The sequence below is a fragment of the Pseudomonas sp. REP124 genome, assembly GCF_020164475.1.
GTDB lineage: Bacteria > Pseudomonadota > Gammaproteobacteria > Pseudomonadales > Pseudomonadaceae > Aquipseudomonas.
Window position 1 is genome coordinate 39804 of sequence record NZ_JAIQWX010000008.1, and the last position, 23175, is coordinate 62978.

The 23175-nt window shown below is 62.1% G+C and carries 22 protein-coding genes; 9 read left to right on the forward strand and 13 right to left on the reverse strand.

Features of this window, described 5'->3' with window-relative positions; genetic code table 11:
- Positions 1-119: 119 nt before the first annotated feature.
- The 4 genes from K9857_RS03690 (at position 120) to K9857_RS03705 (ending at position 4412) form a co-directional block, all read left to right on the forward strand.
- Complete coding sequence (locus K9857_RS03690) at positions 120-1040, forward strand: GlxA family transcriptional regulator (protein WP_224533568.1); 921 nt, start codon at positions 120-122, stop codon at positions 1038-1040.
- A 255-nt stretch (positions 1041-1295) separates the two neighbouring features.
- Positions 1296-2183 carry a nitrilase family protein gene (locus K9857_RS03695; protein WP_224533538.1) on the forward strand — a complete coding sequence of 296 codons (888 nt, stop codon included), beginning with the start codon at positions 1296-1298 and terminating at the stop codon, positions 2181-2183.
- A 13-nt stretch (positions 2184-2196) separates the two neighbouring features.
- Positions 2197-3381: a hypothetical protein gene (locus K9857_RS03700; protein WP_224533539.1), complete on the forward strand. Its 1185-nt coding sequence runs from the start codon at positions 2197-2199 to the stop codon at positions 3379-3381.
- A 35-nt stretch (positions 3382-3416) separates the two neighbouring features.
- Positions 3417-4412 carry an asparaginase gene (locus tag K9857_RS03705; protein ID WP_224533540.1) on the forward strand — a complete coding sequence of 332 codons (996 nt, stop codon included), beginning with the start codon at positions 3417-3419 and terminating at the stop codon, positions 4410-4412.
- Positions 4413-4556: 144 nt separating this feature from the next.
- Here K9857_RS03705 and zapE read toward each other — a convergent pair whose 3' ends face one another.
- From zapE to K9857_RS03720, 3 genes are all read right to left on the reverse strand, one after another.
- Positions 4557-5651, reverse strand: a complete 1095-nt coding sequence (zapE, locus tag K9857_RS03710; RefSeq protein WP_224533541.1) for a cell division protein ZapE — start codon at positions 5649-5651, stop codon at positions 4557-4559.
- A 90-nt stretch (positions 5652-5741) separates the two neighbouring features.
- Complete coding sequence (locus K9857_RS03715; RefSeq protein WP_224533542.1) at positions 5742-7097, reverse strand: tryptophan--tRNA ligase; 1356 nt, start codon at positions 7095-7097, stop codon at positions 5742-5744.
- Positions 7098-7121: 24 nt separating this feature from the next.
- The gene (locus K9857_RS03720; protein WP_224533569.1) at positions 7122-7766 is read right to left on the reverse strand and encodes an alpha/beta hydrolase; all 645 of its coding nucleotides are present in this window, start codon (positions 7764-7766) and stop codon (positions 7122-7124) included.
- A gap of 144 nt (positions 7767-7910) precedes the next feature.
- Here K9857_RS03720 and K9857_RS03725 point away from each other — a divergent pair, with 144 nt between their 5' ends.
- Complete coding sequence (locus tag K9857_RS03725; protein ID WP_224533543.1) at positions 7911-8345, forward strand: YhcB family protein; 435 nt, start codon at positions 7911-7913, stop codon at positions 8343-8345.
- Positions 8346-8561: 216 nt separating this feature from the next.
- Here the strand turns inward: K9857_RS03725 and K9857_RS03730 are convergent, their stop codons facing one another.
- The 8 genes from K9857_RS03730 to K9857_RS03765 all read right to left on the reverse strand — a co-directional run bounded on the left by K9857_RS03730 (position 8562) and on the right by K9857_RS03765 (position 18094).
- A complete protein-coding gene (locus tag K9857_RS03730; protein WP_224533544.1) occupies positions 8562-9947 on the reverse strand; it encodes an aspartate aminotransferase family protein in 1386 nt (461 codons plus the stop codon).
- A gap of 20 nt (positions 9948-9967) precedes the next feature.
- Positions 9968-11440 (reverse strand): NAD-dependent succinate-semialdehyde dehydrogenase, encoded by a 1473-nt coding sequence (locus tag K9857_RS03735; protein WP_224533545.1) that lies wholly within the window; start codon positions 11438-11440, stop codon positions 9968-9970.
- Between the two features lie 269 nt (positions 11441-11709).
- Positions 11710-12189, reverse strand: a complete 480-nt coding sequence (locus K9857_RS03740) for an Lrp/AsnC family transcriptional regulator (RefSeq protein WP_175377780.1) — start codon at positions 12187-12189, stop codon at positions 11710-11712.
- A 153-nt stretch (positions 12190-12342) separates the two neighbouring features.
- On the reverse strand, positions 12343-13344 hold the full coding sequence (gene doeB / locus K9857_RS03745) for a N(2)-acetyl-L-2,4-diaminobutanoate deacetylase DoeB (RefSeq protein WP_224533546.1): 1002 nt from the start codon (positions 13342-13344) through the stop codon (positions 12343-12345).
- Positions 13345-13347: 3 nt separating this feature from the next.
- Entirely contained in the window at positions 13348-14538 is a 1191-nt protein-coding gene (doeA, locus tag K9857_RS03750; RefSeq protein WP_224533547.1) for an ectoine hydrolase DoeA, read from the reverse strand.
- A gap of 54 nt (positions 14539-14592) precedes the next feature.
- On the reverse strand, positions 14593-15585 hold the full coding sequence (gene eutC, locus K9857_RS03755; RefSeq protein ID WP_224533548.1) for an ectoine utilization protein EutC: 993 nt from the start codon (positions 15583-15585) through the stop codon (positions 14593-14595).
- A gap of 36 nt (positions 15586-15621) precedes the next feature.
- On the reverse strand, positions 15622-16593 hold the full coding sequence (eutB, locus tag K9857_RS03760) for a hydroxyectoine utilization dehydratase EutB (RefSeq protein ID WP_224533549.1): 972 nt from the start codon (positions 16591-16593) through the stop codon (positions 15622-15624).
- Between the two features lie 106 nt (positions 16594-16699).
- On the reverse strand, positions 16700-18094 hold the full coding sequence (locus tag K9857_RS03765) for a PLP-dependent aminotransferase family protein (protein WP_224533550.1): 1395 nt from the start codon (positions 18092-18094) through the stop codon (positions 16700-16702).
- A gap of 281 nt (positions 18095-18375) precedes the next feature.
- On the opposite strand from K9857_RS03765, the gene ehuB reads away from it, so the two are divergent.
- The 4 genes from ehuB to ehuA all read left to right on the forward strand — a co-directional run bounded on the left by ehuB (position 18376) and on the right by ehuA (position 21486).
- The gene (gene ehuB, locus K9857_RS03770) at positions 18376-19233 is read left to right on the forward strand and encodes an ectoine/hydroxyectoine ABC transporter substrate-binding protein EhuB (RefSeq protein ID WP_224533551.1); all 858 of its coding nucleotides are present in this window, start codon (positions 18376-18378) and stop codon (positions 19231-19233) included.
- Between the two features lie 65 nt (positions 19234-19298).
- Positions 19299-19958, forward strand: coding sequence for an ectoine/hydroxyectoine ABC transporter permease subunit EhuC (gene ehuC, locus K9857_RS03775; RefSeq protein ID WP_224533552.1), 660 nt, complete (start codon positions 19299-19301; stop codon positions 19956-19958).
- Positions 19955-20611 carry an ectoine/hydroxyectoine ABC transporter permease subunit EhuD gene (gene ehuD, locus K9857_RS03780; protein WP_014753588.1) on the forward strand — a complete coding sequence of 219 codons (657 nt, stop codon included), beginning with the start codon at positions 19955-19957 and terminating at the stop codon, positions 20609-20611. The genes ehuC and ehuD overlap by 4 nt, the downstream gene beginning before the upstream one ends.
- A gap of 80 nt (positions 20612-20691) precedes the next feature.
- The gene (gene ehuA, locus K9857_RS03785) at positions 20692-21486 is read left to right on the forward strand and encodes an ectoine/hydroxyectoine ABC transporter ATP-binding protein EhuA (RefSeq protein ID WP_224533570.1); all 795 of its coding nucleotides are present in this window, start codon (positions 20692-20694) and stop codon (positions 21484-21486) included.
- Between the two features lie 181 nt (positions 21487-21667).
- Here the strand turns inward: ehuA and K9857_RS03790 are convergent, their stop codons facing one another.
- Both K9857_RS03790 and K9857_RS03795 read right to left on the reverse strand, forming a co-directional pair.
- On the reverse strand, positions 21668-22396 hold the full coding sequence (locus K9857_RS03790; protein ID WP_224533553.1) for an OmpA family protein: 729 nt from the start codon (positions 22394-22396) through the stop codon (positions 21668-21670).
- A gap of 100 nt (positions 22397-22496) precedes the next feature.
- Positions 22497-23138, reverse strand: a complete 642-nt coding sequence (locus K9857_RS03795; RefSeq protein WP_224533554.1) for an MBL fold metallo-hydrolase — start codon at positions 23136-23138, stop codon at positions 22497-22499.
- Between the last annotated feature and the right edge of the window lie 37 nt (positions 23139-23175).

The following is a 23175-nucleotide window of genomic DNA, read 5'->3' on the forward strand; positions in this document are numbered from 1 at the left end:
GCCGTCTGGTGACCACTTTCCCCTATAAGAACAAAAGTTGAATTATGTCTAACCAAGCCTCCACGCCCCTGCGGCGCGTCAGCATCCTGGCCTTCGACCGGGTTTTCGCTTCCACCCTCATGCAAGCCAAGGATTTCTTCCACCTCGCCAGCCTGCGCTACGGCAAGCAGTTGGGCCACGGTCTGGTACCGGCCTTCGAAACCCGGCTGGTCAGCCCCGACGGCAAACCGGTGCAGAGTTTCAGCAATGTGCTGATGCCGGTGGACGGCGGACTGGAAAATGCCGACATCATCGTCATTCCCGCGTTCTGGGACGATTTCGAAATCCTCTGCCAGCGTTATCCACAGGTCCTGCCGTGGCTGCGCCAGCAACATGCCCGCGGCGCAGTACTGTGCGGCGAGGCCACCGGGGTGTTCTGGCTGGCGGAAGCCGGGCTGCTCGACGGCAAGGAAGCGACCACCTACTGGCGCTTCTTCAATGCCTTCGCCGAACGCTTCCCGCGTGTTTACCTGAATCAGGACAAGCACCTGACCGACGCCGACAATCTGTACTGCGCCGGCGGCACCACCTCCGCCTGCGATTTGTACATTTATCTGATCGAACGCTTCTGCGGCGCCAACGTGTCTCAGGCCGTGGCACGAGACATTCTCTATGAAGTGCAGCGCAGCTACTCGCCGGGACGCATCGGCTTCGGCGGCCAGAAACTGCATCAGGATGTGATCATCCTGCAGATCCAGCACTGGCTCGAAGAACACTTCGCCGACAAATTCCGCTTCGAAGACGTCGCCCGCGAGCACGGCATGAGCATCCGCAACTTCATGCGCCGCTTCCAGACCGCCACCGGCGACAAGCCTTTGCACTACCTGCAGCGCCTGCGCATCGAAACCGCCAAGGGCCTGCTGTCGGGCAGCCGCAAGAGCATCAAGACCATCAGCTACGAAGTCGGCTACGACGACGCCAGCTTCTTCGCCCGCCTGTTCCGCCAGCACACCGAGCTTTCGCCGAACCAGTATCGCCAGCAGTTCCAGCAAGCGGCCTAACCCCTCCCCCTTGTAGGAGCAAGGCTTGCCCGCGAAGACGGAGTGACATTCAACATCTCCGTTGGCTGACACGCCGCCTTCGCGGGCAAGCCTCGCTCCCACAGGGATTCCGGGTGCCTAGGCAATTTGGTACACATTTTCGGAAACAGACTACAACCCGAACAGAATCGCCTGACTTACACCCACCTGCGACTTCACCTTTTATTGGCACGCCACTGAAACAGCGTGAACAACAATAAAAAGAGGTCATCAGGAATGAGCGAGCCAACAAGCCCCGTTCGTGTCGCCGTCGTGCAATTCGATCCTCAGGTCGGCGTCGAGAACCATGAAGCCAACCTGAGCCAGAGTCTTGAACTGGCGCAGGAAGCGGTAAACGGCGGGGCAAATCTCATCGTGCTGCCGGAGCTGTGCAACACGGGTTATCTCTTCACCAACCGGCAGGATGCCTTCGCCCATGCCGAGCGGGTTCCCGACGGGCCGAGCGTTCAACTCTGGATCGACTTCGCCCGCAAACAAAAGGTTTACCTGGTAGCCGGTGTCGCCGAACGCGATGGCATGCGGCTGTTCAATACGGGCGTCCTGCTCGGTCCATGCGGCTTTATCGGCAAATATCGCAAGGCCCATCTCTGGAATCTGGAGAAGCTCTGGTTCACGCCCGGTGATCTGGGCTTTCCGGTATTCGATACGCCCATCGGCCGCATTGGGCTGCTGATCTGCTGGGACATCTGGTTCCCTGAAGTGCCGCGAATCCTCAGCCAGCAGGGCGCGGACATCATTTGCAGCCTGAACAACTGGGTCTGGACGCCACCTCCGCTGTTCGACGATGCCGGCAAGTGCATGGCGTCGTACCTGACCATGACTGCGGCGCACGTCAATAACGTGTTTATCGCGGCAGCCAGCCGGATCGGCGAGGAACGAGGCGCCCGTTATCTAGGATGTTCACTGATTGCCGGCACCAACGGCTGGCCGATCGGCGCCGTGGCCTCGGCAGATCAGCAGGAGATACTGTTCGCCGATATCGACCTGACCAGTTCGCGCAGCGCGCCGATCTGGAATGCCCTCAACGATCTGCATCGTGATCGGCGCACCGATCTGTACGACCCGATGCTCGGTTACACCCATCACCCTCGCCTCCCGCGTTGAAGGAGGCCTGACCATGGATTTTTCCACCGCAAGAAACCAACGTGTCAGTCCTACGGACAAAACCGTTGCCCTGCTGTTCATCGGCGCGATATTGCTTATTGTCTGCCTGTGGCTGGACAACCGAGCCCTGGGGGCGACGCACTGGCCGGGCTACGGCGAGATGGTCTCGGCACTCCCCGATCCGCTTGCCTGGTTACGCTGGGTACTAGGTGATATCAGCGAGGTGGCGTTCTACAAGCACGAGTTCGCCTCGATCGGTCTGCTGGCTGGCGCCTATCTCGCCTACTATGCAAGTCGAACGGGCAAGTCCTGGCAGGGCTTTGCCATTTCCTATGGCACGGGGCTTTGGCCGTGGCTGGTCACCAGTTCGTTGCTGGGGTTGCTCTTGAGCAATCTACTGTGGGGGTGGACAGTCAGCGCCGGCGACTGGCAGCCCACCTTCGTCGCCTTCGTTTCGTTGCCGGCGGCGATGGTGCTGATGTTCGGTGGCGGCTGGAAGGTCACGATCAACGCCGCAATCATGGGAGCACTGCTGGTCACGCCGATGTGCCTGTTGATAGTCAACTATGTTTGCAATCCATTGGCCCTGCCAGCGGTGATCGGCAACGTAGCGGGTATGGCCATCGCCAGCGTAGTAGCGTTTCTGATCTGCCGATATTGGCCGAGTTTGGTGAGGACAACGCGACCCGAGAAACCAGCCGCCACCCCTGCTCCCAAAACACCTGGCTACGGCGTGATCTGGACCCTGCGCCGGGTATTGGCGGACTTTTCCGAGGCCCCCTTCTTCGGCAACGAGTGGGCCAGTCTTGGCCTGCTATTGGGCGCAGTACTGGCCTACAGCCTTAACCCCCTGAGCCCGGCATACGGTTCCGGCCTGCTGTTGCACATCATCGCCGCCCAGGCGCTGACCTCCGCCATTGGCGTGCTGTTCTGGCGTCACCAATGGATGGCGCACGGCTGGTATCCCACCTACATCCCGCTGGTGTCGGTCGTGCCCGCATCGATCCTGACCCACGGCGCCAGCTGGGGAGTCATGGTGACGAGCGCGTGGCTGGGCGCATTGCTGGCCCCTCCCCTGGCCCATGCAATCGCCAAACGCCTGCCGGCCGACATGCACACCTACATCGCCAATGTCCTGTCGATGGCCATCAGCACGCTTCTGATCGTGCCGCTGATCGGCTTCATGTTCGGGGAATAACCAACCCTTCCCATCTCAAACGAGCGAGGTATCACATGGACCTGCCAAAACTGGCCATCGCGGCACTCGGCGGCACGGTGAGCATGCAAACCGGCAAGACCGGTAAAGGGGTGACGCCGTCGGTCAGCGGCGAAACCCTGCTGGCCTCCATTCCGGGGCTCAATACGCTGGCCCGGGTGACGGTGGAAACCCTGGGCCTGCTGCCCAGCGCTTCGCAGGATTTCGAGTTTTTGCTGAGTGTGTTGGCCTGGGCGAAGTTTCAGATCAAGCAGGGTGCCGCGGGGGTGGTGATTACCCAGGGCACCGACACTCTCGAAGAGGCCGCGCAGTTCTTCGATTATCTGTGGCCCCACGACCAGCCCCTGGTGCTGACCGGTGCGATGCGTTCCGCTGTACAGCCGGGTGCAGACGGGCCTGCGAACTTGCTGGATGCCTGTCGTGTCGCCCTGGCGGAGAACAGCCGGCAGCGCGGGGTTCAGGTGGTGATGAACGGGCAGATTCATATGGCGCACAGCATACGCAAGACCGACTCGCTGGCCCTGCAGGCATTCACTTCACCCAACATGGGCCCGGCGGGGCTGTTGCTGGAGGATCGGGTTTGCTACCTGCGCTCGTCGGACCCGCGCGTCGTGTTGCCTTTGCCGCAACAGACCAGCCACAAAGTCGCGCTGCTCGAGGCATCGCTGTCGGCCGACATTCTGCTGCTGGAAAACATCGTTGCGCTGGGGTACGACGGGCTGGTTATCGCAGGTTTCGGTGCCGGTCACGTCTCGCCGGACTGGGCGACGGAGATTGGGCATATCGCCAAGGACATTCCGGTGATCGTCGCTACGCGTACCGGCTCCGGGTCTACGGCGCGGGCTACTTATGGTTTCAGAGGTGGCGAGATGGATTTGATTCGCAAGGGAGTGTCGATGGCGGGGTTTGTGTGTCCGCGCAAGGCGAGGATTCTGTTGTGGCTGCTGATCGGGTGTCAGCAGCAGGATGAGGTGGGGCGGTATCTGAATGGTGATTCCTTTCCCAAAAACTAAACATGACCCTGTAGGAGCGAGGCTTGCCCGCGAAGGCGGTGTGCCTGCTGCCTTGATGCTGAATGTGCCGCCGTCTTCGCGGGCAAGCCTCGCTCCTACAGTGGGCAATATGAAAAAGGCCTGCGATTGCAGGCCTTTTCTTTGTTACGGCTTGTGCGCCCGCGACAGGAACTCGTGGGACTGCATTTCCAGCAACCGGCTGAGGGTCCGCTGGAACTCGAATGTCAGGCGTCCGCCGGTGTAGAGGTCTTTGAGCTCCACTTCGGCAGAAATGATCAGTTTCACGTTACGGTCGTAGAACTCGTCGACCATGTTGATGAAACGACGGGCGATGTCGTCGGTGGTGACGCTCATCTGCTCGACGCCGCTGAGCAGCACGGCGTGGAAGATCTTGCCCAGTTCGATGTAGTCGTTCTGGCTGCGCGGGCCGTCGCACAGTTCGCGGAAGTCGAACCAGGCCACGTCGTCGCAGGTGCGCAAGGCGCGGATTTCGCGGTTTTCAATGATCAGCACATCGTTCTCGACCGCTGCCGTGCATTCCGGCGTCAGCGCGCGGAAGCTCTTGCGCAGGCTTTCGTGGGCGGCTTCGTCGAGTGGGAAGTGGAACAGTTCCGCCTGCTCGAGGTGGCGCAGACGATAGTCGACGCCGCTGTCCACATTGACGATATCGGTGTGCAGCTTGATCAGCGCGATGGCCGGCAGGAAACGCGCACGTTGCAGACCGTCCTTGTACAAGCCGTCCGGCACGATGTTCGAGGTCGCGACCAGGGTCACGCCGTTCTTGAACAGTTCTTCCATCAGAGTGCCGAGAATCATGGCGTCGGTGATGTCGGAAACGAAGAATTCATCGAAGCAGATCACCCGGGTCTCGGCGGCGAAACGCTTGGCGATGATGGTCAGCGGGTTTTTCTCGCCGCCCAGGGTCTTCATTTCTTCGTGCACGCGCTTCATGAAGCGGTGGAAGTGGGTACGGGTCTTTTCCTTGAACGGCAGCGCTTCAAAGAAGGTGTCGACCAGGTAAGTCTTGCCGCGGCCTACGCCGCCCCAGAAATACAGGCCCTTGACCGGGGTCTGATCTTTCTTGCCAAACAGTTTGCCCAGCAGGCCCGGTTTGTTCTGCTCGGCCGCGACCAGATCGTCGTAAAGGCGCTGCAAATGACGCACGGCAGTTTCCTGCGCAGCGTCATGGAAGAACTCCGGGCGTTTCAGATCAGCTTGATATCGTTCTAGGGGCGTCATAATTCGTTAGCAAGGCAACAAAAACGGGCCGTCACTTTAGCGATGGCCCGTGGGAATGGCAATCAGCCCTTGGTCGGGGCGAGCCGTTGGTTAGTCCTGAGTCGGCGTCAGGGCAATGCGCAGAGCGTCGATCGCCATGTCGCGGGCGGCGCTGTCGGCGAAAGCCGGGCTGTCGGCAACGCACTCGCCTTCCAGCCAGACGCTGAAGCTCAGGTCTTCGCTGCGCACGTCCAGTGGCTGGCCCGCTTGCAGTTGCTTGGTCACCTGGCCTGCGGTTTTACCGTCGGCGAAGTTGCGGGACAGCAGCAGTTGTTCGCCATCGGCCGCCAGCAGACGGAAGCGGAAACTGCCGTCGTCTTCGCGGAAGCTGACGAAACGCGCAGCTTTGGCTGCTTTCTTCTTGGTGGTCGCCGCCACTTGTGTCTGGGCGACAAAGGAGCGCAGGCCCACCGCTTCACGCAGCTCCTGAAGGAAAGGCGTCGCCACCGCACGGGCTTTTTTCGCGCCGTGTTGCAGGATGTCTTCCAGGTCCGCCGGGCGCTCGATCAGCTGTTGATAACGTTCGCGGGACTCGCCCAGCTCGTTGTCCAGCAACTGGAACAGACGGTTCTTCGCCTCGCCCCAACCCAGCCCCTGCAGCAGTTCGCCGCGGAACTCGTCGGCTTGCGCCGGGGTGGCGAAGGCCTGGAACAGGGTGAACAGGTGCGAATTGTCCGGATCTTTCGCTTCGCCCGGGGCACGGGAGTCGGTGACGATCCGCGAAATCGCGTCTTTCATTTCCTTGGCGCTGCTGAACAACGGAATGGTGTTGTCGTAGCTCTTGGACATCTTGCGACCGTCCAGGCCCGGCAAGGTGGCCACGCTTTCCTCGATCAGCGCTTCGGGCATGGTGAAGAACTCCTTGCCCTGGCCGAACAGGTGGTTGAAGCGCTGGCCGATGTCGCGGGCCATTTCCACGTGCTGGATCTGGTCGCGACCGACCGGCACCTTGTGCGCGTTGAACATCAGGATGTCCGCGGCCATCAGCACCGGGTAGCTGTACAGGCCCATGGTGATACCGGCATCCGGGTCTTCACCGGTCTCGACGTTCTTGTCCACCGAAGCCTTGTAGGCGTGGGCGCGGTTGAGCAGGCCCTTGGCGGCGACGCAGGTCAAAAGCCATGTCAGCTCGGGGATTTCCGGGATGTCCGACTGGCGGTAGAACGTCACGCGATCCACATCCAGGCCACCGGCCAGCCAGGTCGCGGCGATTTCCAGACGCGAGCGCTGGATGCGCAGCGGGTCATCGCACTTGATCAGGGCGTGATAGTCGGCCAGGAAATAGAACGAGTCGGCGTTGCTGTCGCAGCTGGCGACGATCGCCGGGCGGATGGCGCCAGCGTAGTTGCCCAGGTGCGGCGTGCCGGTGGTAGTGATGCCGGTGAGGATACGGGTACGAGTCGTCATGGGTAATCGCTTGTCAGACTGCAATCAATTCGAAAGACGCGGCAGGATAAGATCCTTGAGATCGGTCAGCTTGCCATGAAAAAAGTGTCCGCATTCTGCCACTTTCAGCAGCTCATGGGGGCGTTCAAGTTGTTCGGACCAGTCGTAGACGACCTGCGGAACGATGACTTCGTCGGTTTCCGGCTGGATCACGGTCAGTTCGCCCTGCTGCGGCAGCTGATCCTGATCCCCCAGGCGCATCACCGCCGGGGCGACCATGAACAGGTGTTTGATCTGCTCGCCCCGGGATTCCAGGCGTCCACCAAGGCTGGCGGCGACGAAACCGCCGAAGGAGAAACCGAACAAAGTCAGCGGCAGATCCGGGTGTTTTTCCCGAAACCATGCCGCGGCGGCCTGAGCGTCGTCGACTTCGCCGGTGCCCATGTCGTGCGTGCCTTCGCTGGCGCCGACGCCACGGTAGTTGAAGCGCAGGGTGATCAGGCCGGCATCGCGCGCCGTGCGTTGCAGGGTCGAGACCACCTTGTTGAGCATGGTGCCGCCCTGCACCGGGTTGGGGTGGCAGATGAGCGCCAGGCCGCGCGGCTGCTCGTTATCAAGGCTCTTGTTTTCCAGAAGCAGGGCTTCCAGTTGGCCGACCGGGCCATCAATCACTACAGGGGTTTCACGCATCAGCAAGGAAAGAACTCCGTGACCTTGAATCGGGTCGACTCGTCTAGCAAATTGTCTGTGCCTGTCTATTGCGAGCGAATCGCGGTATACAGCACAGGTTCGAGCCGTTAACGTAAAGCAAAGCCGTTTATAGAGGAAGGACTCGTGGAACACTCGCTCTTAGTTTGGTTGTTGCCGACTCTTGCCCTGGTTGTGGGTGTCGCCATTGGATTCCTGATCGCTCGCCTTGCGCCGAATGCCGCGCCTAGCAGCACGCAACGTCAGCTGGACGATATTCAGGAACGTTTCGACAGTTATCAGAACGAGGTGGTGACCCACTTCAACAGCACTGCGACGCTGGTCAAGAAACTGACTCAGAGCTATCAGGAAGTGCAGGAACATCTCGCCGAGGGCGCCAACCGCCTGGCCCTGGACGAGCAGACCCGCCAACGCTTGCTGGCCTCCCTGCACGCCGACGCGACGCAGGCTCCACGGGAACGCCTGACCCCACCGCGCAGCCAGGAACCGCCGCGCGACTACGCGCCAAAAGCCCCGAACTCCCCGGGCATGCTCGATGAGCATTATGGTTTGAAGAAGTAATCGGTCTTCGCGCCAACAAAAAGCCCCCGGACATGTGAATGTCAGGGGGCTTTTTTTGTGCCTGATGGTTTGGTGGTGGCTGGTCTGGCCTCTTCGCGAGCAAGCCCGCTCCCACAGGTGACCGTGTTGTGTCAGACACATGCGGTCCAAGGTGGGAGCGGGCTTGCCCGCGAAGGGGCCAGAATCAGCAACACAAAATGCTCAGACTGATAGCACTCAACCCAGCACCTCCCCCGCCACCTGATCAATCGCATCCTTGGTAATGCCCACAATCAGATCCGCCTCAGCCTCAGTCAGCACCAGCGGCGGCGCGAAGCCGAGGATGTCGCCGTGGGGCATCGCCCGGGCGACCATGCCGCGCTCAAGGCAAGCGGCGGACACCTTCGGACCGACCTTCAATGCGGCATCGAATGGCGTGCGCTGTTCGCGATCTGCCATGAACTCCACGGCGGCGAGCATGCCGTCGCCACGCACTTCACCCACCAGCGGGTGGCCTTCGAGGGTTTCGCGCATCCGGCGGTTGAGGTAGGCACCCACCTTGTCGGCATTGGCCGTGAGGTTTTCCCGCTCCAGGATGTCGAGGTTGGCGAGGGCCGCCGCCGCACAAATCGGATGCCCGGAGTAGGTCCAGCCATGGCCCATCGGACCGTGGGATTCGGAGGCTTTTTCGATCACGTCCCAGACCTTTTCACCGACGATCACCGCCGACAGCGGCGCATAGGCGCTGGTCAGCCCTTTTGCGGTGGTGATCAGGTCCGGACGCATGCCATAACGCTGGCTGCCCATCTTCGAACCCAGGCGACCGAAGGCGCAGACCACTTCGTCGGCGATCAGCAACACGTCGTACTTGTTCAGTACCGCCTGGATCGCCGCCCAGTAGCCCGACGGTGGAACGATGATGCCGCCAGTGCCCATCAACGGCTCGCCGATGAACGCGGCCACGGTGTCCGGGCCTTCGGCCAGGATCATTTTCTCCAGCTCGTCGGCGCAATAGCGCACGAACGCCGCTTCATCCATGCCGGTCGGCGCCTTGCGGTACCAGTGCGGGCAGACGGTGTGCTTGATGCCCTCGGCCGGCAGGTCGAAATGCTGATGGAAGCTCGGCAGGCCGGTCAGGCTGCCGGTCATGATGCCCGAGCCATGGTAGCCACGGTCGCGGGAGATGATTTTCTTCTTCTGCGGCCGGCCCAGCACGTTGTTGTAGTAGCGCACCAGCTTGATCTGGGTTTCGTTGGCGTCGGAACCGGACAGGCCGTAGTAGACCTTCTTCATGCCTTCCGGCGCCCAGTCGATGATGCGGCTCGACAGTTCGATGATCGCCTCGGTCGAGTGGCCGACGTAGGTGTGGTAGTACGCCAGTTCCTTGGCCTGCTTGTAGATGGCGTCCGCCACTTCGGTGCGGCCATAGCCGATGTTGACGCAGTACAGGCCGGCGAAGGCGTCGATCAGCTCGCGGCCTTCGTGGTCGCGGATGCGGATGCCCGATGCGCCCTTGATGATGCGTCCCTTCAGCGCACCGCTGGCATGGTCGTGGGCGTGGGTCGAAGGGTGCATGAAGTGGGCACGGTCTTGCTCGAACAGCGCGTCGAATTCTTGGTTCATGGCAATCTCCTTAAGGGGCCTCAGAACTGGCCTTGATGGTGCAGACAGAAGTATTTGGTTTCGACAAAGGCTTCGAAGCCCTCGGTGCCGCCTTCACGGCCCAGCCCCGAGGCTTTCATGCCACCGAAGGGAATCGGATGGCCGGTGAACTTGACGCCGTTGACCGCGACCATGGCGTGGTCGAGTCGGCGGATCAGCGGGTAGATCAGGTCCAGGCGATTGGAACAAATGTAGGCCGCCAGACCGTACTCGGTGTCGTTGGCCATCTCGACGGCCTCATCGAGGCTGTCGAACGGCATCACCCCGGCAATCGGCGCGAAGTTCTCTTCGCGGTAGATGCGCATTTGCGGGGTGACATCGGCCAGTACCGTGGGCTGGTAGAACAGGCCGCCGAGGGCATGGGCTTCGCCGCCCACCAGCCGTTGCGCGCCCAGTTGCAACGCATCGGCCACACGCTCGGCGGTGACGTCGAACGCGGCCTGGTGCATCAACGGACCGACATCTACCTGTTGCTCCCGCTCGCCGATCATCGCCGGGCCGACCCGCAGCTCGCGCACGGCCTCGGCAAAGCGCTTGAGAAATTCCGGATAGACCGCACGCTCGACCATGATCCGGTTGGCGGCGCAGCAGTCCTGGCCGGAAGTCTGGAACTTGGCGGCCACCGCGACTTTCACCGCCAGTTGCAGATCGGCATCGGCGCAGACAATGAACGGCGCGTTGCCACCCAACTCCAGCGAGACTTTCTTCACGTCCTGGGCGGCGGCTTGCAGGACCAACTTACCGACACGGGTGGAACCGGTGAAACTCACCGAGCGCACGCGGGTGTCCTGCACCAGGGTTTGCATGGCCATCTGCGGTTCGCCCAGCACCACGTTGAATACCCCCGCAGGGAACCCGGCCTCCTCTGCCAGTTGCGCCAGGGCGAACGCCGAGTACGGGGTTTCGTGGGCCGGTTTGACAACCACGGTGCAACCGGCGGCCAGGGCGGCGGCGGCTTTGCGGGTGATCATGGCCGAGGGGAAATTCCAGGGTGTCAGCAGTGCGCAAACGCCGACCGGCTCCTTGACCGTGCCCAGATGCGCGCCGGGAATGTGGCTGGGAATGTTCTGCCCATAAAGTCGCCGAGCTTCTTCGGCGAACCACGGAATGAAGCTGGCGGCGTAAGCGATTTCACCCCGGGATTCGGCCAGGGACTTGCCCTGCTCCAGGCTGAGAATCCGCGCCAGGTCCTCCTGATGTTCCAGGATCAGCGCCGCCCAACGCCGCAGAATCGCCCCACGGGTCTCCAGGCTCTGCTCACGCCAATCGGCAAACGCCCGGTGCGCAGCATCGACGGCGGCGACGATCTGCGGTGGATCGAGCATTGGCACATGGCCGATCAGTGTCTGATCCGCCGGGTTGTGCACGGCGATGCTGTGGCCACTGTCGCTGTGCACCCAATGGCCATCGACATAGCAGAGGGCTTTGAACAGCAGGGGATGTTTGTAGGTCATGGCATTGACTCCGAACCGTGTGCGTGGAGTCCATGCTAGGTCAGCGAGGGGTTGGGGAATTGGGGTTTGGAGGGGGTTGGGCAGGTGGTTTTTTCTGATTGAGCGGGGGTGATTCGGAGGTTTTTGCGGTGGGGCTACCAACATCACTTCCCCCCTGTGGGAGCGAGCCTGCTCGCGATGAGACCAGCAATTTCAACATCACTGTTGCATGAGATACCGCCATCGCGAGCAGGCTCGCTCCCACAGTTTGTTGTGTGGTGATCTGAAGATCAGGATTCCTGAGACAACTCCGCCGGCAAGGCCCCGGCCGTCTTGATGGTCTTGGTGACGATGTAGGTGAAGTACCGCTCGATCCCCAGGTCATCGAGCAGTAGCTGATCAATGAAGCGCTGGTAGTGATCGATGTCCGGCGCCTGGATCATCGCCATGTAATCCACACCACCACCGGTGGCGTAACAGAAGGCCACTTCCGGCGCGTCGTTCATGCGTTGTTCGAAGCGCCGCATGTCCTGCGCGGTGTGGCGGGCCAGGGTGATTTCCACCAGCACCTGCTGGCTCTTGAACACCGCGCCCCAATCGATCTGCGCCCGGTAGCCCTTGATCAGGCCGAGGGATTCGAGTTTGCGCACGCGCTCCCAGGCCGGGGTGACCGACAGGTTGATCGCCTCGGCCAGGCTCGACTTGGTGATACGCCCGTCGTCAGCGAGGATTCGCAGGATTTTCAGGTCATAGCGATCGAGTTTGTGCATGGGCCGGGAAGCTCCTGAATGAATGGAAAACCCCTGTGGGAAATGAACCAGTGGGAGCGAGCCTGCTCGCGATGCGGTGTGTCAGTCGCAACCATGTTGACTGACATTGCGCTATCGCGAGCAGGCTCGCTCCCACAGGGCGGGGACGGTGTATTACTCCAATATGTCCGCGATTACGGCAAGGGTATCGCCACACTGCACCAACCCCGGGAAATGCCGAGCCGCCAGCAGGCCGCTACGTGCTGCGCGATACTCCACCGGCGCCACGCCGCTTCGAGTGGCGTCGTAGACCCGGGCGATGACTTCGCCCTTCTCCACGGTGTCGCCAAGGTCGCGGCACATTTCCAGCAAGCCGTCGTGCTCGCTGGCGATGAAGCAATCGCCGTCAGGCATGTCGAGCATCACCGACGGCCCCGTCTGAACCTCGCCCTGAAGAATCCCGGCATGCACCAGCAGGTTGCGCACGCCTCGCTCGGCAATGGCGACACTGCGCGCGGTGGAAGAACCGCCACCGCCCAGTTCGGTGGTGACGAACACCTTGCCTTGGGACTCGGCGGCGGTGTCGTACATCGCCCCGGCATCCAGCTCCAGCATGCGCATGCTGTACGGCGCATTGAACGCGCGCATGCCAGCCTCGCAGCGGGCCTGCTGTTGCTTGTCCGGCAGCACATGGCAGGCGGCGAACGGCAGGAAATCCAGGGTGCGCCCGCCGGAGTGGATGTCCAGCACGATGTCCGCCAGAGGCAGCAAGGTGCGGGTGAAGTAGTCGGCGATTTTCTCGGTGACCGTGCCGTCCGGCTTGCCGGGAAAGCTGCGGTTGAGGTTGCCCTTGTCGATGGGCGACGTGCGCCGCCCGGCATGGAACGCCGGGGTGTTCATGAATGGAATGATGATGACCCGCCCGCTGACCTCGGCGGCCGTCAGGCCCTGAGCCAGCTTGCTCAGGGCCACCGGGCCTTCGTATTCGTCTCCGTGGTTGCCGCCGGTAAGCAGCGCGGTTGGACCTTCGCCCCGCGCGATCACCGTGACCGGAATCATCACCGCGCCCCAGGCCGAATCGTCCCGGGAATACGGCAGCTTGAGAAACCCGTGCTGCACGCCTTCACGAGTGAAATCCACGGTGGCGCTGATCGGGTTGGCAGGCAGATCGCTCATGGTTCAATCCTTCACGAACAGTTGGCGTGGCACGTTGCACAGCGTCTCGACGCCGGTGTCGGTGATCAGAATGCTCTCGGTGATTTCCAGCCCCCAATCGTCCATCCACAGGCCCGGCATGAAGTGGAACGTCATGCCCGGTTGCAACACGCTGGTGTCGCCGGGACGCAGGCTCATGGTGCGCTCGCCCCAATCAGGCGGATAACTGATACCGATCGGGTAGCCACAACGGCTGTCCTTGTGGATGCCGAACTTCTCCAGCACCTTGAAAAACGCCATGGCGATGTCACCGGTGGTGTTGCCCGGCTTGGCTGCTTCCAGACCGGCGGCGATGCCTTCGACCACGGCTTTCTCGCCCTCGAGGAAATGCTGCGGCGGCTTGCCCAAAAACACGGTGCGCGACAGCGGGCAGTGGTAACGCTTGTAGCAACCGGCGATCTCGAAAAAGGTGCCGGCGCCCTTTTCGAACGGCGAATCGTCCCAGGTCAGGTGCGGCGCGCTGGCATCGGCGCCGGTGGGCAACAACGGCACGATGGCCGGGTAATCACCGCCATGGCCGTCGGCGCCCTGGATGCCGCTGCTGTAGATCTCGGCCACCAGGTCGTTCTTGCGCATGCCCGGCTCGATCCGCTCGAGGATCCGTCCGTGCATCTTTTCGACGATGCGCGCGGCGATGCGCATGTATTCGATTTCCTGCGGCGACTTGACCGCCCGCTGCCAGTTCACCAGCCCCACCGCATCGATCAGCCGGGCCTTGGGCAGATTCTTCTGCAGCGACAGGAAGGCCGCTGCGCTGAAGTAGTAGTTATCCATTTCGACGCCGATGGTCAGCGCGTCCCAGCCACGGGCGGCGATCACTTCCCGGGACAGGTAGTCCATCGGATGGCGCTCGCGGGACTGCACGTAGATGTCCGGGTAACCGACGATGTTCTGCTGCTGCATGAAGACCGTGCGCTTGGCGCCGTTGGCGTCCTGGCCGCGACCGAACCACACCGGCTCGCCATCCAGCGCCAGCAGCACGCACTGGTGCACATAAAACGACCAACCGTCATAGCCGGTCAGCCAGGCCATGTTCGACGGATCGGTGACCAGCAGCAGCTCGATGCCCTGGGCCTGCATGGCCACTCGCACCTTGGCCAGCCGCTGGGCGTATTCCTCCCGGCTGAACGGGAGATTGACGACTATCTCAGACATGCACCTGCCCTCTTGTAGATGAAGCGGGATAAATGACGCGCGGATAAAAAATCTTTAGCTGCCGAACTGAAAACCCTTGCCCGCCGAGCGCGCACGCTCGAACGCAAGATTGGCCATGGCCGTGTCCTGGGCCCCGGTGCCGGTGAGATCACACAGGGTGACCTGCGTGGCGTCCGTGCGACCGGGGCGTTGGCCGGCCAGTACCTGCCCCAGCTCGGCGAAGTTCGATTCGTCGCTGACCACGCCGGCATCGAGGGCGTGATGTAACTCGCCGAGGATGCGGGTCTGGCTCAGGCGATCGGCCACGTAACGGTCGACCTGCGCCAGCGCCTGCGGGGAAATTTCATTCTTGTGCTCGGCGTCCGAGCCCATGGCGGTGATGTGCAGGCCCGGATGCAGATGGCGCACATCGATCAACGGCTCGCGGCTCGGCGTGCAGGTGATGGCGATGTCGACCTCGGCCATGGCTTCGTCGATGCTCGCGCACGGCTGGACGGCAAGGCCGGTGTCACGGGCCAGTTCGACACTGAAGGCCCGGGACTTGGCCGAGTCCCGCGCCCAGACCCGCACGTTGTCGATCGGCCGCACCAGGCGCAGGGCCTGCAACTGCAAGGCGGCCTGCTCGCCGGCGCCGATCAGCGCCACGCTGCGGCTGTCGGCCCGGGACAATGCCCGCGCCGCCACTGCCCCGGCGGCCGCCGTACGCACGGCGGTCAGGTAACCGTTATCCAGCAGCAAGGCATCCAGCAGACCGGTGCGCGCCGACAGCAGCATCATCATGCCGTTGAGGCTGGGCAGACCGAGTTTCGGGTTGTCGAAAAAGCCCGGGCTGACCTTGATCGCAAAGCGCTCCAGCCCCGGCAGGTAAGCGGTCTTCACGTCCACCTCGCCGTTGTGCTCGGGAATGTCCAGACGCAGGATCGGCGGCATCGCCACGGCGGCGGTGGCCAGCAGCACGAAGGCTTGCTCGATGGCTTCGATGCTGGGCAGATCCAGCGCCACGCAGGCGCGCAGATCGGCTTCGCTCAACAGGGTGATTTCACTCATCAACGGGCGCTCCCATGGCGTCGTTATTGTTCGGTTTCAGGCCTCGGCTCCGGCGAGCACCCGCAGGTGCTGGTCGGTGTCGACGTTGCGTCCGCTGACCACCACCACGATCGGGCCGCGAGGCTCGATCAGACCATCGAGCAGCGCGGCGATCCCCACCGCAGCCGCGCCTTCCAGTACCAAGCGTTCTTCGCGATAGGCATGGCGGATGGCGTTGGCGATGGAGGCTTCGCTGAGCAAATGCAGGTGATCGCAGGTGTCGCGGGTCATGCTGAAGGTGTACCGGTTATCCAGGCCGATGCCGCCGCCGAGGGAGTCGGCCAGGGTCGGCAACTCCTCGACTTCCAGCGGATGGCCGGCCTCGAGGCTGGCGTACATCGCCGCGCCGCGCTGCATGCTGATCCCGTGGGTGACGATCAGGGGACTGACGGTTTTCAGCGCCAGCGCCACGCCGGCGAACAGGCCGCCACCGGACAACGGCACCAGCACCTGGGCGACGTCCGGCTGCTGCTCTAGGATCTCCAGCCCCAGCGTGCCCTGCCCGGCGATGATCGCCGGATGATCGAACGGCGGCAGCAGGATCGCGCCCTGTTCGGCGGCGATCCGCTCGGCCTCGCGCTGGGCGTCGTCCTGGGAACGGCCGACGATGCACACTTCGGCGCCCAGATCGCGAATGGCCTGGACCTTGTTCGCCGGCACCAGCTGCGACAGGCAGATGGTCGCCTTCACGCCCTGACGGGACGCGGCATAGGCCAACGCGCGACCGTGATTACCGGTGGACGCCGCCACGACGCCACGGCGCTTTTCCTCAGCACTGAGTTGCGCCACGGCATTGCTCGCACCGCGCAATTTGAAGCTGCCGGTGATCTGCTGGGATTCGAGCTTGAGGTAGACCGGCACACCCAGCAGCCGGGACAGGCTGGGCGAATGTTCCATGGGCGTGCGCCGCACCAGCGCTTCGATACGCTGGCGGGCGAGGTAGACATCGTTGAGCTGTGGCGTTGGCATGACCGCGTCCCGATGAGGTGTTGGGCGCAGTCTAAGAGGGCGGGATTGTCGCGCTGAATGTACTAGGGCAATTTAGCGACAAATTTTTCGGCGTCTTTTTTCTCGCTCAAAAATCGTGGATCCGCGGGTACTGGCCGAAGATTTCACGCATGGTGATCAGGGCTTCGCGCGCCTCTTCGTCGCTGCATTCGGCGCCGACACACACCCTCACCGCCCGCGCCTTGGGCGTGCCGCGCACGGTGAACGGGTCCGGCGAGGTGACGGCGATGTGCCGATGACGCAGGGCCCGCACCAGGCTGTCGACCTCCCAATGCGACGGGATGCCAACCCAGGCATTCAAGGCATGGGGATGTTGGCCCAGCACGAACTCGCCCAGGTATTCGGTGACCATCGCCTGGCGCACCGAGAGCAACTGGCGCTGCAAGCGCAGCAGCGTGTCGGCGCGACCGTCGCGAATCCAGCGCGTGGCAATTTCCGAAACCATCGGCGTACCCATCCAGCTGTTGACCCGCAGGATGCTCTCGGTGCGCAACGCCAGGCGCTTGGGCATCACCAGATAACCCACGCGCAAACCGGTCAGCACCGACTTGGTCATGCTGGTGCAGTAGAAAGACAGCTCCGGCAGGTAATGACTGATCGGCGGAGCGTGGCGCTCTTCGAGCAACGGGCCGTACACATCGTCCTCGATGATGTGCACACCGAAGCGCCGGGCGATCTCGGCGATCTCCCGGCGGCGACTGTCCGGCATCAGCGTGGTGGTCGGGTTGTTCAGGTTCGGCGTGCACACCAGCGCGGTGATGCGCTCGTTGCTGCACATGTCTTCGAAGTGCTCGGGATCGATGCCGTAGCGGTCCATTTCCAGACCCTTGAGGGTGAACCCCAGCACCTGGGAATTGCCGATGACGCCGTGATCGGTGCTGCCTTCGCACAACACCACATCGTCGGGCCCGGCCAGTGAGGCCAGGGCGAGAAAGATCGCGTGGGCCGCGCCGTTGGTGATCAGGATGTCGTCACGCTCGACCTTGAGACCCTGGCGGCCGATCCAGTGCACGGCCGCTTCGCGGTGGGATTCGAACCCGGCGATGGGGCGAAAGGCGTGAATCCACGGCTGATCTTCTTCGGTGCTGAGCTCCCGGCAGGTGTCGCGCCAGAACTGGTCGTGCTCGCGGGTATGGAGGATGCGTGCGATGGAAAAATCCACCAGCGCCCGCTCGGGGCTGTCGAGAATGTAAGTAGCAACCCGGTCGCTCATGCGCCGCGAGACGAAACTGCCGCGTCCCACTTCGCAACGCACCAGGCCCTGACGTTCCAGCTCTTTGTAGGCATTGGTCACGGTCTGCACGCTAATGCCCATGGCATCGGCCACATTGCGCTGCGGCGGCAGACGCTGATCGTTGGCCAGCACACCCTGCTCGATGTCGTCGGCAATGGCCTGCACCAGAATCTTGTATTTGGATTCGCCGCTGCGGGCGGCATCCAGGGCTGCTTTCCATTTATTCATGAGCGCTGGAACCCGCGTGGTTGGCCGTGTCGACAGCATCTCCCGAGATTCCATGCAAAGCAATTGTCCTAGTGCAATGCAATGTTGTGCAGGGCTTTTGTATGCTCGGTCCAAGGTCGATGCCCGGACTTCTCACCAAGCCCGAAAAATAAAACCAATCGATCTGTACGGCCGCGGTGTCCAATCCCGGGTATCAGCTCCCGTACGCTTTGCTCTTGTCACACTGCCTCCTAACACAGAGCCGTCGACGACGGGTCCACAAGAAACAGGAGATTTTATCGATGAGCAATTCCCTTTCCCGCACCTCCCATACTTTGCGTCACCTGTTCGTGGCCTGCGCAATGTTCGGCCTCGCCGCCGGCGCCCACGCTGCCACGACTCTGGAAACCATCACCAAAAACAGCAGCATCCGCATCGGCTATGCCAACGAAACTCCGTTCGCCTTCACCGAAACCGACGGTCGAGTGACCGGTGAATCGCCGGAAATCGCCAAAGTCATCTTCGCCAAGATGGGTATCAAGCAGGTTAACGGCGTGCTGACCGAATGGGGCTCGCTGATCCCTGGCCTGCGTGCCGGGCGTTTCGATGTGATTGCCGCCGGCATGTACATCACCCCGGAACGCTGCAAGCAGGTGATTTTCACCGATCCGCAATACCAGTTGCCCGATGCACTGCTGACCGCCAAAGGCAACCCGAAGAATCTGCACAGCTATGAAGACATCGCGAAGAACCCGGATGTGAAGCTGGCGATCATGGCCGGCACGGTGAACCTGAAATACGCCCGGGATTCGGGCGTGAAAGACGCGCAGATTCTCCAGGTGCCGGACACCACCGCCCAGTTGCAGGCCGTGCGCGCCGGTCGCGCCGATGCCGCCGTGGGCACCCAGCTGACCATGAAGGGCCTGGCCGCCAAGGGCGGCGAGAAGGTCGAAGCGGTCACCGAATTCAAGGACGACCCTTCGCACACCGGCTATGGCGCCCTCGCCTTCCGCCCGGAAGACAAGGACCTGCGCGATGCGGTCAACGCCGAACTGAAAAAGTGGCTGGGCTCCGAAGAGCACCTCAAGACGGTCGCTCCATTCGGTTTCGACAAATCCAACGTGACAAGCAAAACGGCTGCCGAGCTCTGCGCTCAGTAGTCGAAACAGGCATGGCGCTGCTTTGGCGCGATGCCTATTTCCCTGCTTAATCGGGATGTTGAACCATGGGTGAATTACTTCCGCTGTTGATACAAGGCGCCTGGGTCACGATCCAGGTGACATTCTTCGGTTCGATACTGGCGATCGTCGCGGCGATTCTCGCAGCGCTCGGGCGCATGTCGCCCTGGCGGCTGGTGAGCTGGTTCTCGGTCGCCTACATCGAAGTGTTTCGCGGCACTTCGTTGCTGGTGCAATTGTTCTGGCTGTTTTTCGTGCTGCCGCTGCCGCCGTTCAATCTGGAACTGAGCCCTTACAGCGTGGCGATTGTCGGCCTCGGCCTGCACATCGGCGCTTACGGTGCGGAGGTGATGCGCGGTGCGATCAGCTCCGTAGCCAAGGGTCAGTACGAAGCGGCGACCGCGCTCAATTTCAGTGCCTACAAGCGTTTTCGCCGGATCATCCTGCCCCAGGCGCTGCTGGCTGCGATTCCACCGGGTACCAACCTGCTGATCGAACTGCTGAAAAATACTTCGCTGGTGTCGCTGATTACCTTGTCCGACCTGAGCTTTCGCGCTCGGCAACTGGATCAAGCCACCTTCCAGACTCTGGAAATCTTCAGCCTGGCGCTGGTGATGTATTTCGTCCTCGCCCAGGCGATCAACCTCGGCATGCGCGGCATTGAACGTCGCCTGGCACGCGGCCGGATGCGTGGAGGTCTGTCATGAATCTGTTCGACTGGACGTATGCCTGGCAGATCCTCCCCGATCTGCTGCGCGCCTCGCTCAACACCGTGGGCATTACCCTGATCGGCTTCCTGATCGCCATCGTGCTGGGGCTGTTTCTCGCCATCGGCCGGCGCAGCCGCCTGTACTGGCTGTCGTGGCCGATCGCCGGGACGATCGAATTCATCCGCAGCACGCCGCTGCTGATCCAGGTGTATTTCCTCTACTACGTGCTGCCCAATTACGGAGTGAGCATGTCGGCCATGCAGGTGGGGATCATCGGCATCGGCGTGCATTACGCCTGCTACATCGCCGAGGTCTATCGTGGCGGGCTGGATGCCGTGCCACGGGCGCAATGGGAAGCCGTCACCGCGCTGAACATCGCGCCGTACAGCGCCTACCGCAACATCATCCTGCCCCAGGCCCTACGGCCGATCCTGCCGCCGCTGGGCAACTATCTGGTGGCGATGCTCAAGGATACTCCGGTGCTGTCGGCCATCACCGTGGTGGAAATCATGCAGCAGGCCAAGAACATCGGCTCCGAGAACTTCCGCTACCTGGAACCGATCACCATGGTCGGCCTGTTTTTCCTCGCCCTGAGCATCGCCCTGGCTTATCTGGTACGGCGCCTCGAACTGCGCCTGGAGCTACGCTAATGACTTCTCCACTCTCGACTTCCCACGACCTTTCCCGGCGCGGCAACCTGACACCGCTGCATCCGCAGGAGGCCACGGCCATGCAACAACCGAAGGCGGTCAAGCCGATCGTCAGCTTCCAGGACGTCACCAAGAGTTATGGCAACTTCACGGTGCTCGATCACTTGAACCTGGATGTCACGCCGGGTGAGAAAGTCGCGATCATCGGCCCCAGCGGCTCGGGCAAATCCACGTTGTTGCGGGTGCTGATGACCCTGGAAGGCATCGATGACGGGGTGATCCGCATCGAAGACGATCTGCTGACCCACATGCCCAATCGCAACGGCGTGCTGGTGCCCGCCAACGACCGGCACATCCGCCGGGTGCGCGGCAAGATCGGCATGGTGTTCCAGAGCTTCAACCTGTTCCCGCACATGACCGCGTTGCAGAACGTGATCGAAGCGCCGGTGCAGGTGCTGGGCATGAAGCCCGCCGAAGCCCGCGAGCGGGCGGCGGAATTGCTGGAACTGGTGGGCCTGGGCAGCAAGCTGGGGCACTACCCTTCGCAGCTGTCCGGTGGGCAACAGCAACGGGTGGCGATTGCCCGGGCGTTGGCGATGCGGCCGAAGGTCATGCTGTTCGACGAAGTCACCTCGGCGCTCGATCCCGAGTTGTGCGGTGAGGTGCTCAACGTAATCCGCAAGCTCGGCGCCGAGCACAACCTGACGATGCTGATGGTCACGCACCAGATGGGCTTTGCCCGGGAGTTCGCTGATCGGGTGTGCTTCTTCTACAAGGGGCAGATTCACGAACAGGGGACACCGGCACAGATCTTCGAGCATCCGCAGCAGGAGCGCACTTGTGCGTTTCTGAGTGCGGTGAAAGAGGCCAATTAAGCGGTTGCCCGATCTGGCCTCATCGCGGGCAAGCCCGCTCCCACAAGGATTTGTGTCGTACACAAATAATGTGACCACCACGGAACCTGTGGGAGCGGGCTTGCCCGCGATTTAGGCCACCACAGGCCACACAAAAAAATGCCCGATCATCGAATCGGGCATTTTTCTTTGGGGCGGGGTGTTACGGGTATTGCTGGACATTGCCCTGCTGCTGGCCACCGTATTGCTGGCCCGGGATCGCCTTGAGGTTGACCTCTACGCGGCGGTTCTGGGCGCGGCCGTTGACGTCGCCGTTGCTGGCAACCGGGTTGTCCGGGCCTGCGCCACGGGAGCTCAGGTTGGTGCCGCTCACGCCCTGTGAGGTCAGGTAGGTGGCGACGCTCTGGGCGCGGCGCTGGGACAGGTCCATGTTGTGCTGACGGCTGCCGGTGCTGTCGGTGTAGCCGACGATTTCAATCTGATTCTGGTTGAACTCTTTCAGCGAGCCGGCCAGGTTGTTCAGCGGCTGGTAGAAGCTTGGTGCGATGTTCGCCGAGTCGGTGGCGAAGGTGATGTTGCCCGGCATGATCAGTTTGATCTGATCGCCCTGGCGCTGCACTTCAACCCCGGTGTTGGCCATGCTGGCACGCAGTTTCTTCTCCTGCTGGTCGGCGTAGTAGCCGTAACCGGCAGCGGACGCACCCACAACCGCTGCGCCGATCAGCGCACCCTTGCCACGGTTGTTGTGGTCGATCGCGGCACCGGCCAGGGCACCGGCCAGAGCGCCCAGGCCGCCGTACTTGGCGGTCTTGCTCATGCCTTGGGAGCCGCTGTCGGCCTGCCCCTGATTGTCGTATGGGTTGGGCGATGCACAACCGGACAGGATCGCCACGGCGGTAGCAGCAATAATCAGACGACTTTTGGTGAACATGAAGGTGCTCCTGGTTTTTCATTCTGTGGTGCAAGCGACGTAAACATCACCTTGCGGGCGTTGGATCATTTCGCCCGGTGAAAATTCCGCTTGTTACAAATCAGGCCCGCACGAACGGGTTCTCGCGCATTTCATCCCCCAGACGCGTGTCTGGACCATGCCCCGTCACTACGGTCGCTTCCTCGTCGAGGGTGTACAGACGCTGCTTGATCGAACGCACGATCGTCGCCTGATCACCTCCCCACAAATCCGTGCGCCCGACGCCGCGACGGAACAATGTGTCGCCGGCAATCAGCAGTTTAGCCTCCGAAAACCAGAAGCTCATGGAACCCGGTGTGTGACCCGGGGTGTGCAGGGCAACGCCGCAGCCGCAGGCCAGCTCTTCATCGTCGGCCAGCCAGCGATCCGGCGACGGCACCGGCGTGTAGGGCACGCCGAACATCTGGCATTGCATCTCCAGGTTGTCCCAGAGGAACTGGTCTTCCTTGTGCAAATGCAGGGTCGCGCCGGTTTTCTCCTTCAACTGGCCGGACGCCAGGAAGTGATCGAGGTGCGCGTGGGTGTGGATGATGCTGACCAGCTTCAGGCCCAGCGCTTCGAGTCGGGCAAGGATCAGCTCATGATTGCCGCCCGGATCCACGACGATGGCCTTTTTCGTGACCGGATCGCCGATGATCGTGCAGTTGCACTGCAACGGACCGACAGGAAAGGTTTCGCGAATGAGAGAGGGTTGCTGAGACATCGGAGCCTGCTCGATAAACGGGACGGGCGATTTTCGC

Excerpts from the sequence above, each read along its gene's own strand:
- K9857_RS03695 (WP_224533538.1), top strand. The coding sequence starts at position 1,296 with ATGAGCGAGCCAACAAGCCCCGTTCGTGTCGCCGTCGTGCAATTCGAT.
- K9857_RS03720 (WP_224533569.1), bottom strand. The coding sequence starts at position 7,766 with ATGCGTGAAACCCCTGTAGTGATTGATGGCCCGGTCGGCCAACTGGAA.
- K9857_RS03690 (WP_224533568.1), top strand. The coding sequence starts at position 120 with ATGCAAGCCAAGGATTTCTTCCACCTCGCCAGCCTGCGCTACGGCAAG.
- doeB (WP_224533546.1), bottom strand. The coding sequence starts at position 13,344 with ATGAGCGATCTGCCTGCCAACCCGATCAGCGCCACCGTGGATTTCACT.
- ehuD (WP_014753588.1), top strand. The coding sequence starts at position 19,955 with ATGAATCTGTTCGACTGGACGTATGCCTGGCAGATCCTCCCCGATCTG.
- K9857_RS03730 (WP_224533544.1), bottom strand. The coding sequence starts at position 9,947 with ATGAACCAAGAATTCGACGCGCTGTTCGAGCAAGACCGTGCCCACTTC.
- K9857_RS03700 (WP_224533539.1), top strand. The coding sequence starts at position 2,197 with ATGGATTTTTCCACCGCAAGAAACCAACGTGTCAGTCCTACGGACAAA.
- K9857_RS03735 (WP_224533545.1), bottom strand. The coding sequence starts at position 11,440 with ATGACCTACAAACATCCCCTGCTGTTCAAAGCCCTCTGCTATGTCGAT.
- K9857_RS03765 (WP_224533550.1), bottom strand. The coding sequence starts at position 18,094 with ATGAATAAATGGAAAGCAGCCCTGGATGCCGCCCGCAGCGGCGAATCC.
- doeA (WP_224533547.1), bottom strand. The coding sequence starts at position 14,538 with ATGTCTGAGATAGTCGTCAATCTCCCGTTCAGCCGGGAGGAATACGCC.
- K9857_RS03795 (WP_224533554.1), bottom strand. The coding sequence starts at position 23,138 with ATGTCTCAGCAACCCTCTCTCATTCGCGAAACCTTTCCTGTCGGTCCG.
- eutB (WP_224533549.1), bottom strand. The coding sequence starts at position 16,593 with ATGCCAACGCCACAGCTCAACGATGTCTACCTCGCCCGCCAGCGTATC.
- K9857_RS03790 (WP_224533553.1), bottom strand. The coding sequence starts at position 22,396 with ATGTTCACCAAAAGTCGTCTGATTATTGCTGCTACCGCCGTGGCGATC.
- eutC (WP_224533548.1), bottom strand. The coding sequence starts at position 15,585 with ATGAGTGAAATCACCCTGTTGAGCGAAGCCGATCTGCGCGCCTGCGTG.
- ehuC (WP_224533552.1), top strand. The coding sequence starts at position 19,299 with ATGGGTGAATTACTTCCGCTGTTGATACAAGGCGCCTGGGTCACGATC.
- K9857_RS03740 (WP_175377780.1), bottom strand. The coding sequence starts at position 12,189 with ATGCACAAACTCGATCGCTATGACCTGAAAATCCTGCGAATCCTCGCT.
- zapE (WP_224533541.1), bottom strand. The coding sequence starts at position 5,651 with ATGACGCCCCTAGAACGATATCAAGCTGATCTGAAACGCCCGGAGTTC.
- ehuB (WP_224533551.1), top strand. The coding sequence starts at position 18,376 with ATGAGCAATTCCCTTTCCCGCACCTCCCATACTTTGCGTCACCTGTTC.
- K9857_RS03715 (WP_224533542.1), bottom strand. The coding sequence starts at position 7,097 with ATGACGACTCGTACCCGTATCCTCACCGGCATCACTACCACCGGCACG.
- K9857_RS03705 (WP_224533540.1), top strand. The coding sequence starts at position 3,417 with ATGGACCTGCCAAAACTGGCCATCGCGGCACTCGGCGGCACGGTGAGC.
- ehuA (WP_224533570.1), top strand. The coding sequence starts at position 20,692 with ATGCAACAACCGAAGGCGGTCAAGCCGATCGTCAGCTTCCAGGACGTC.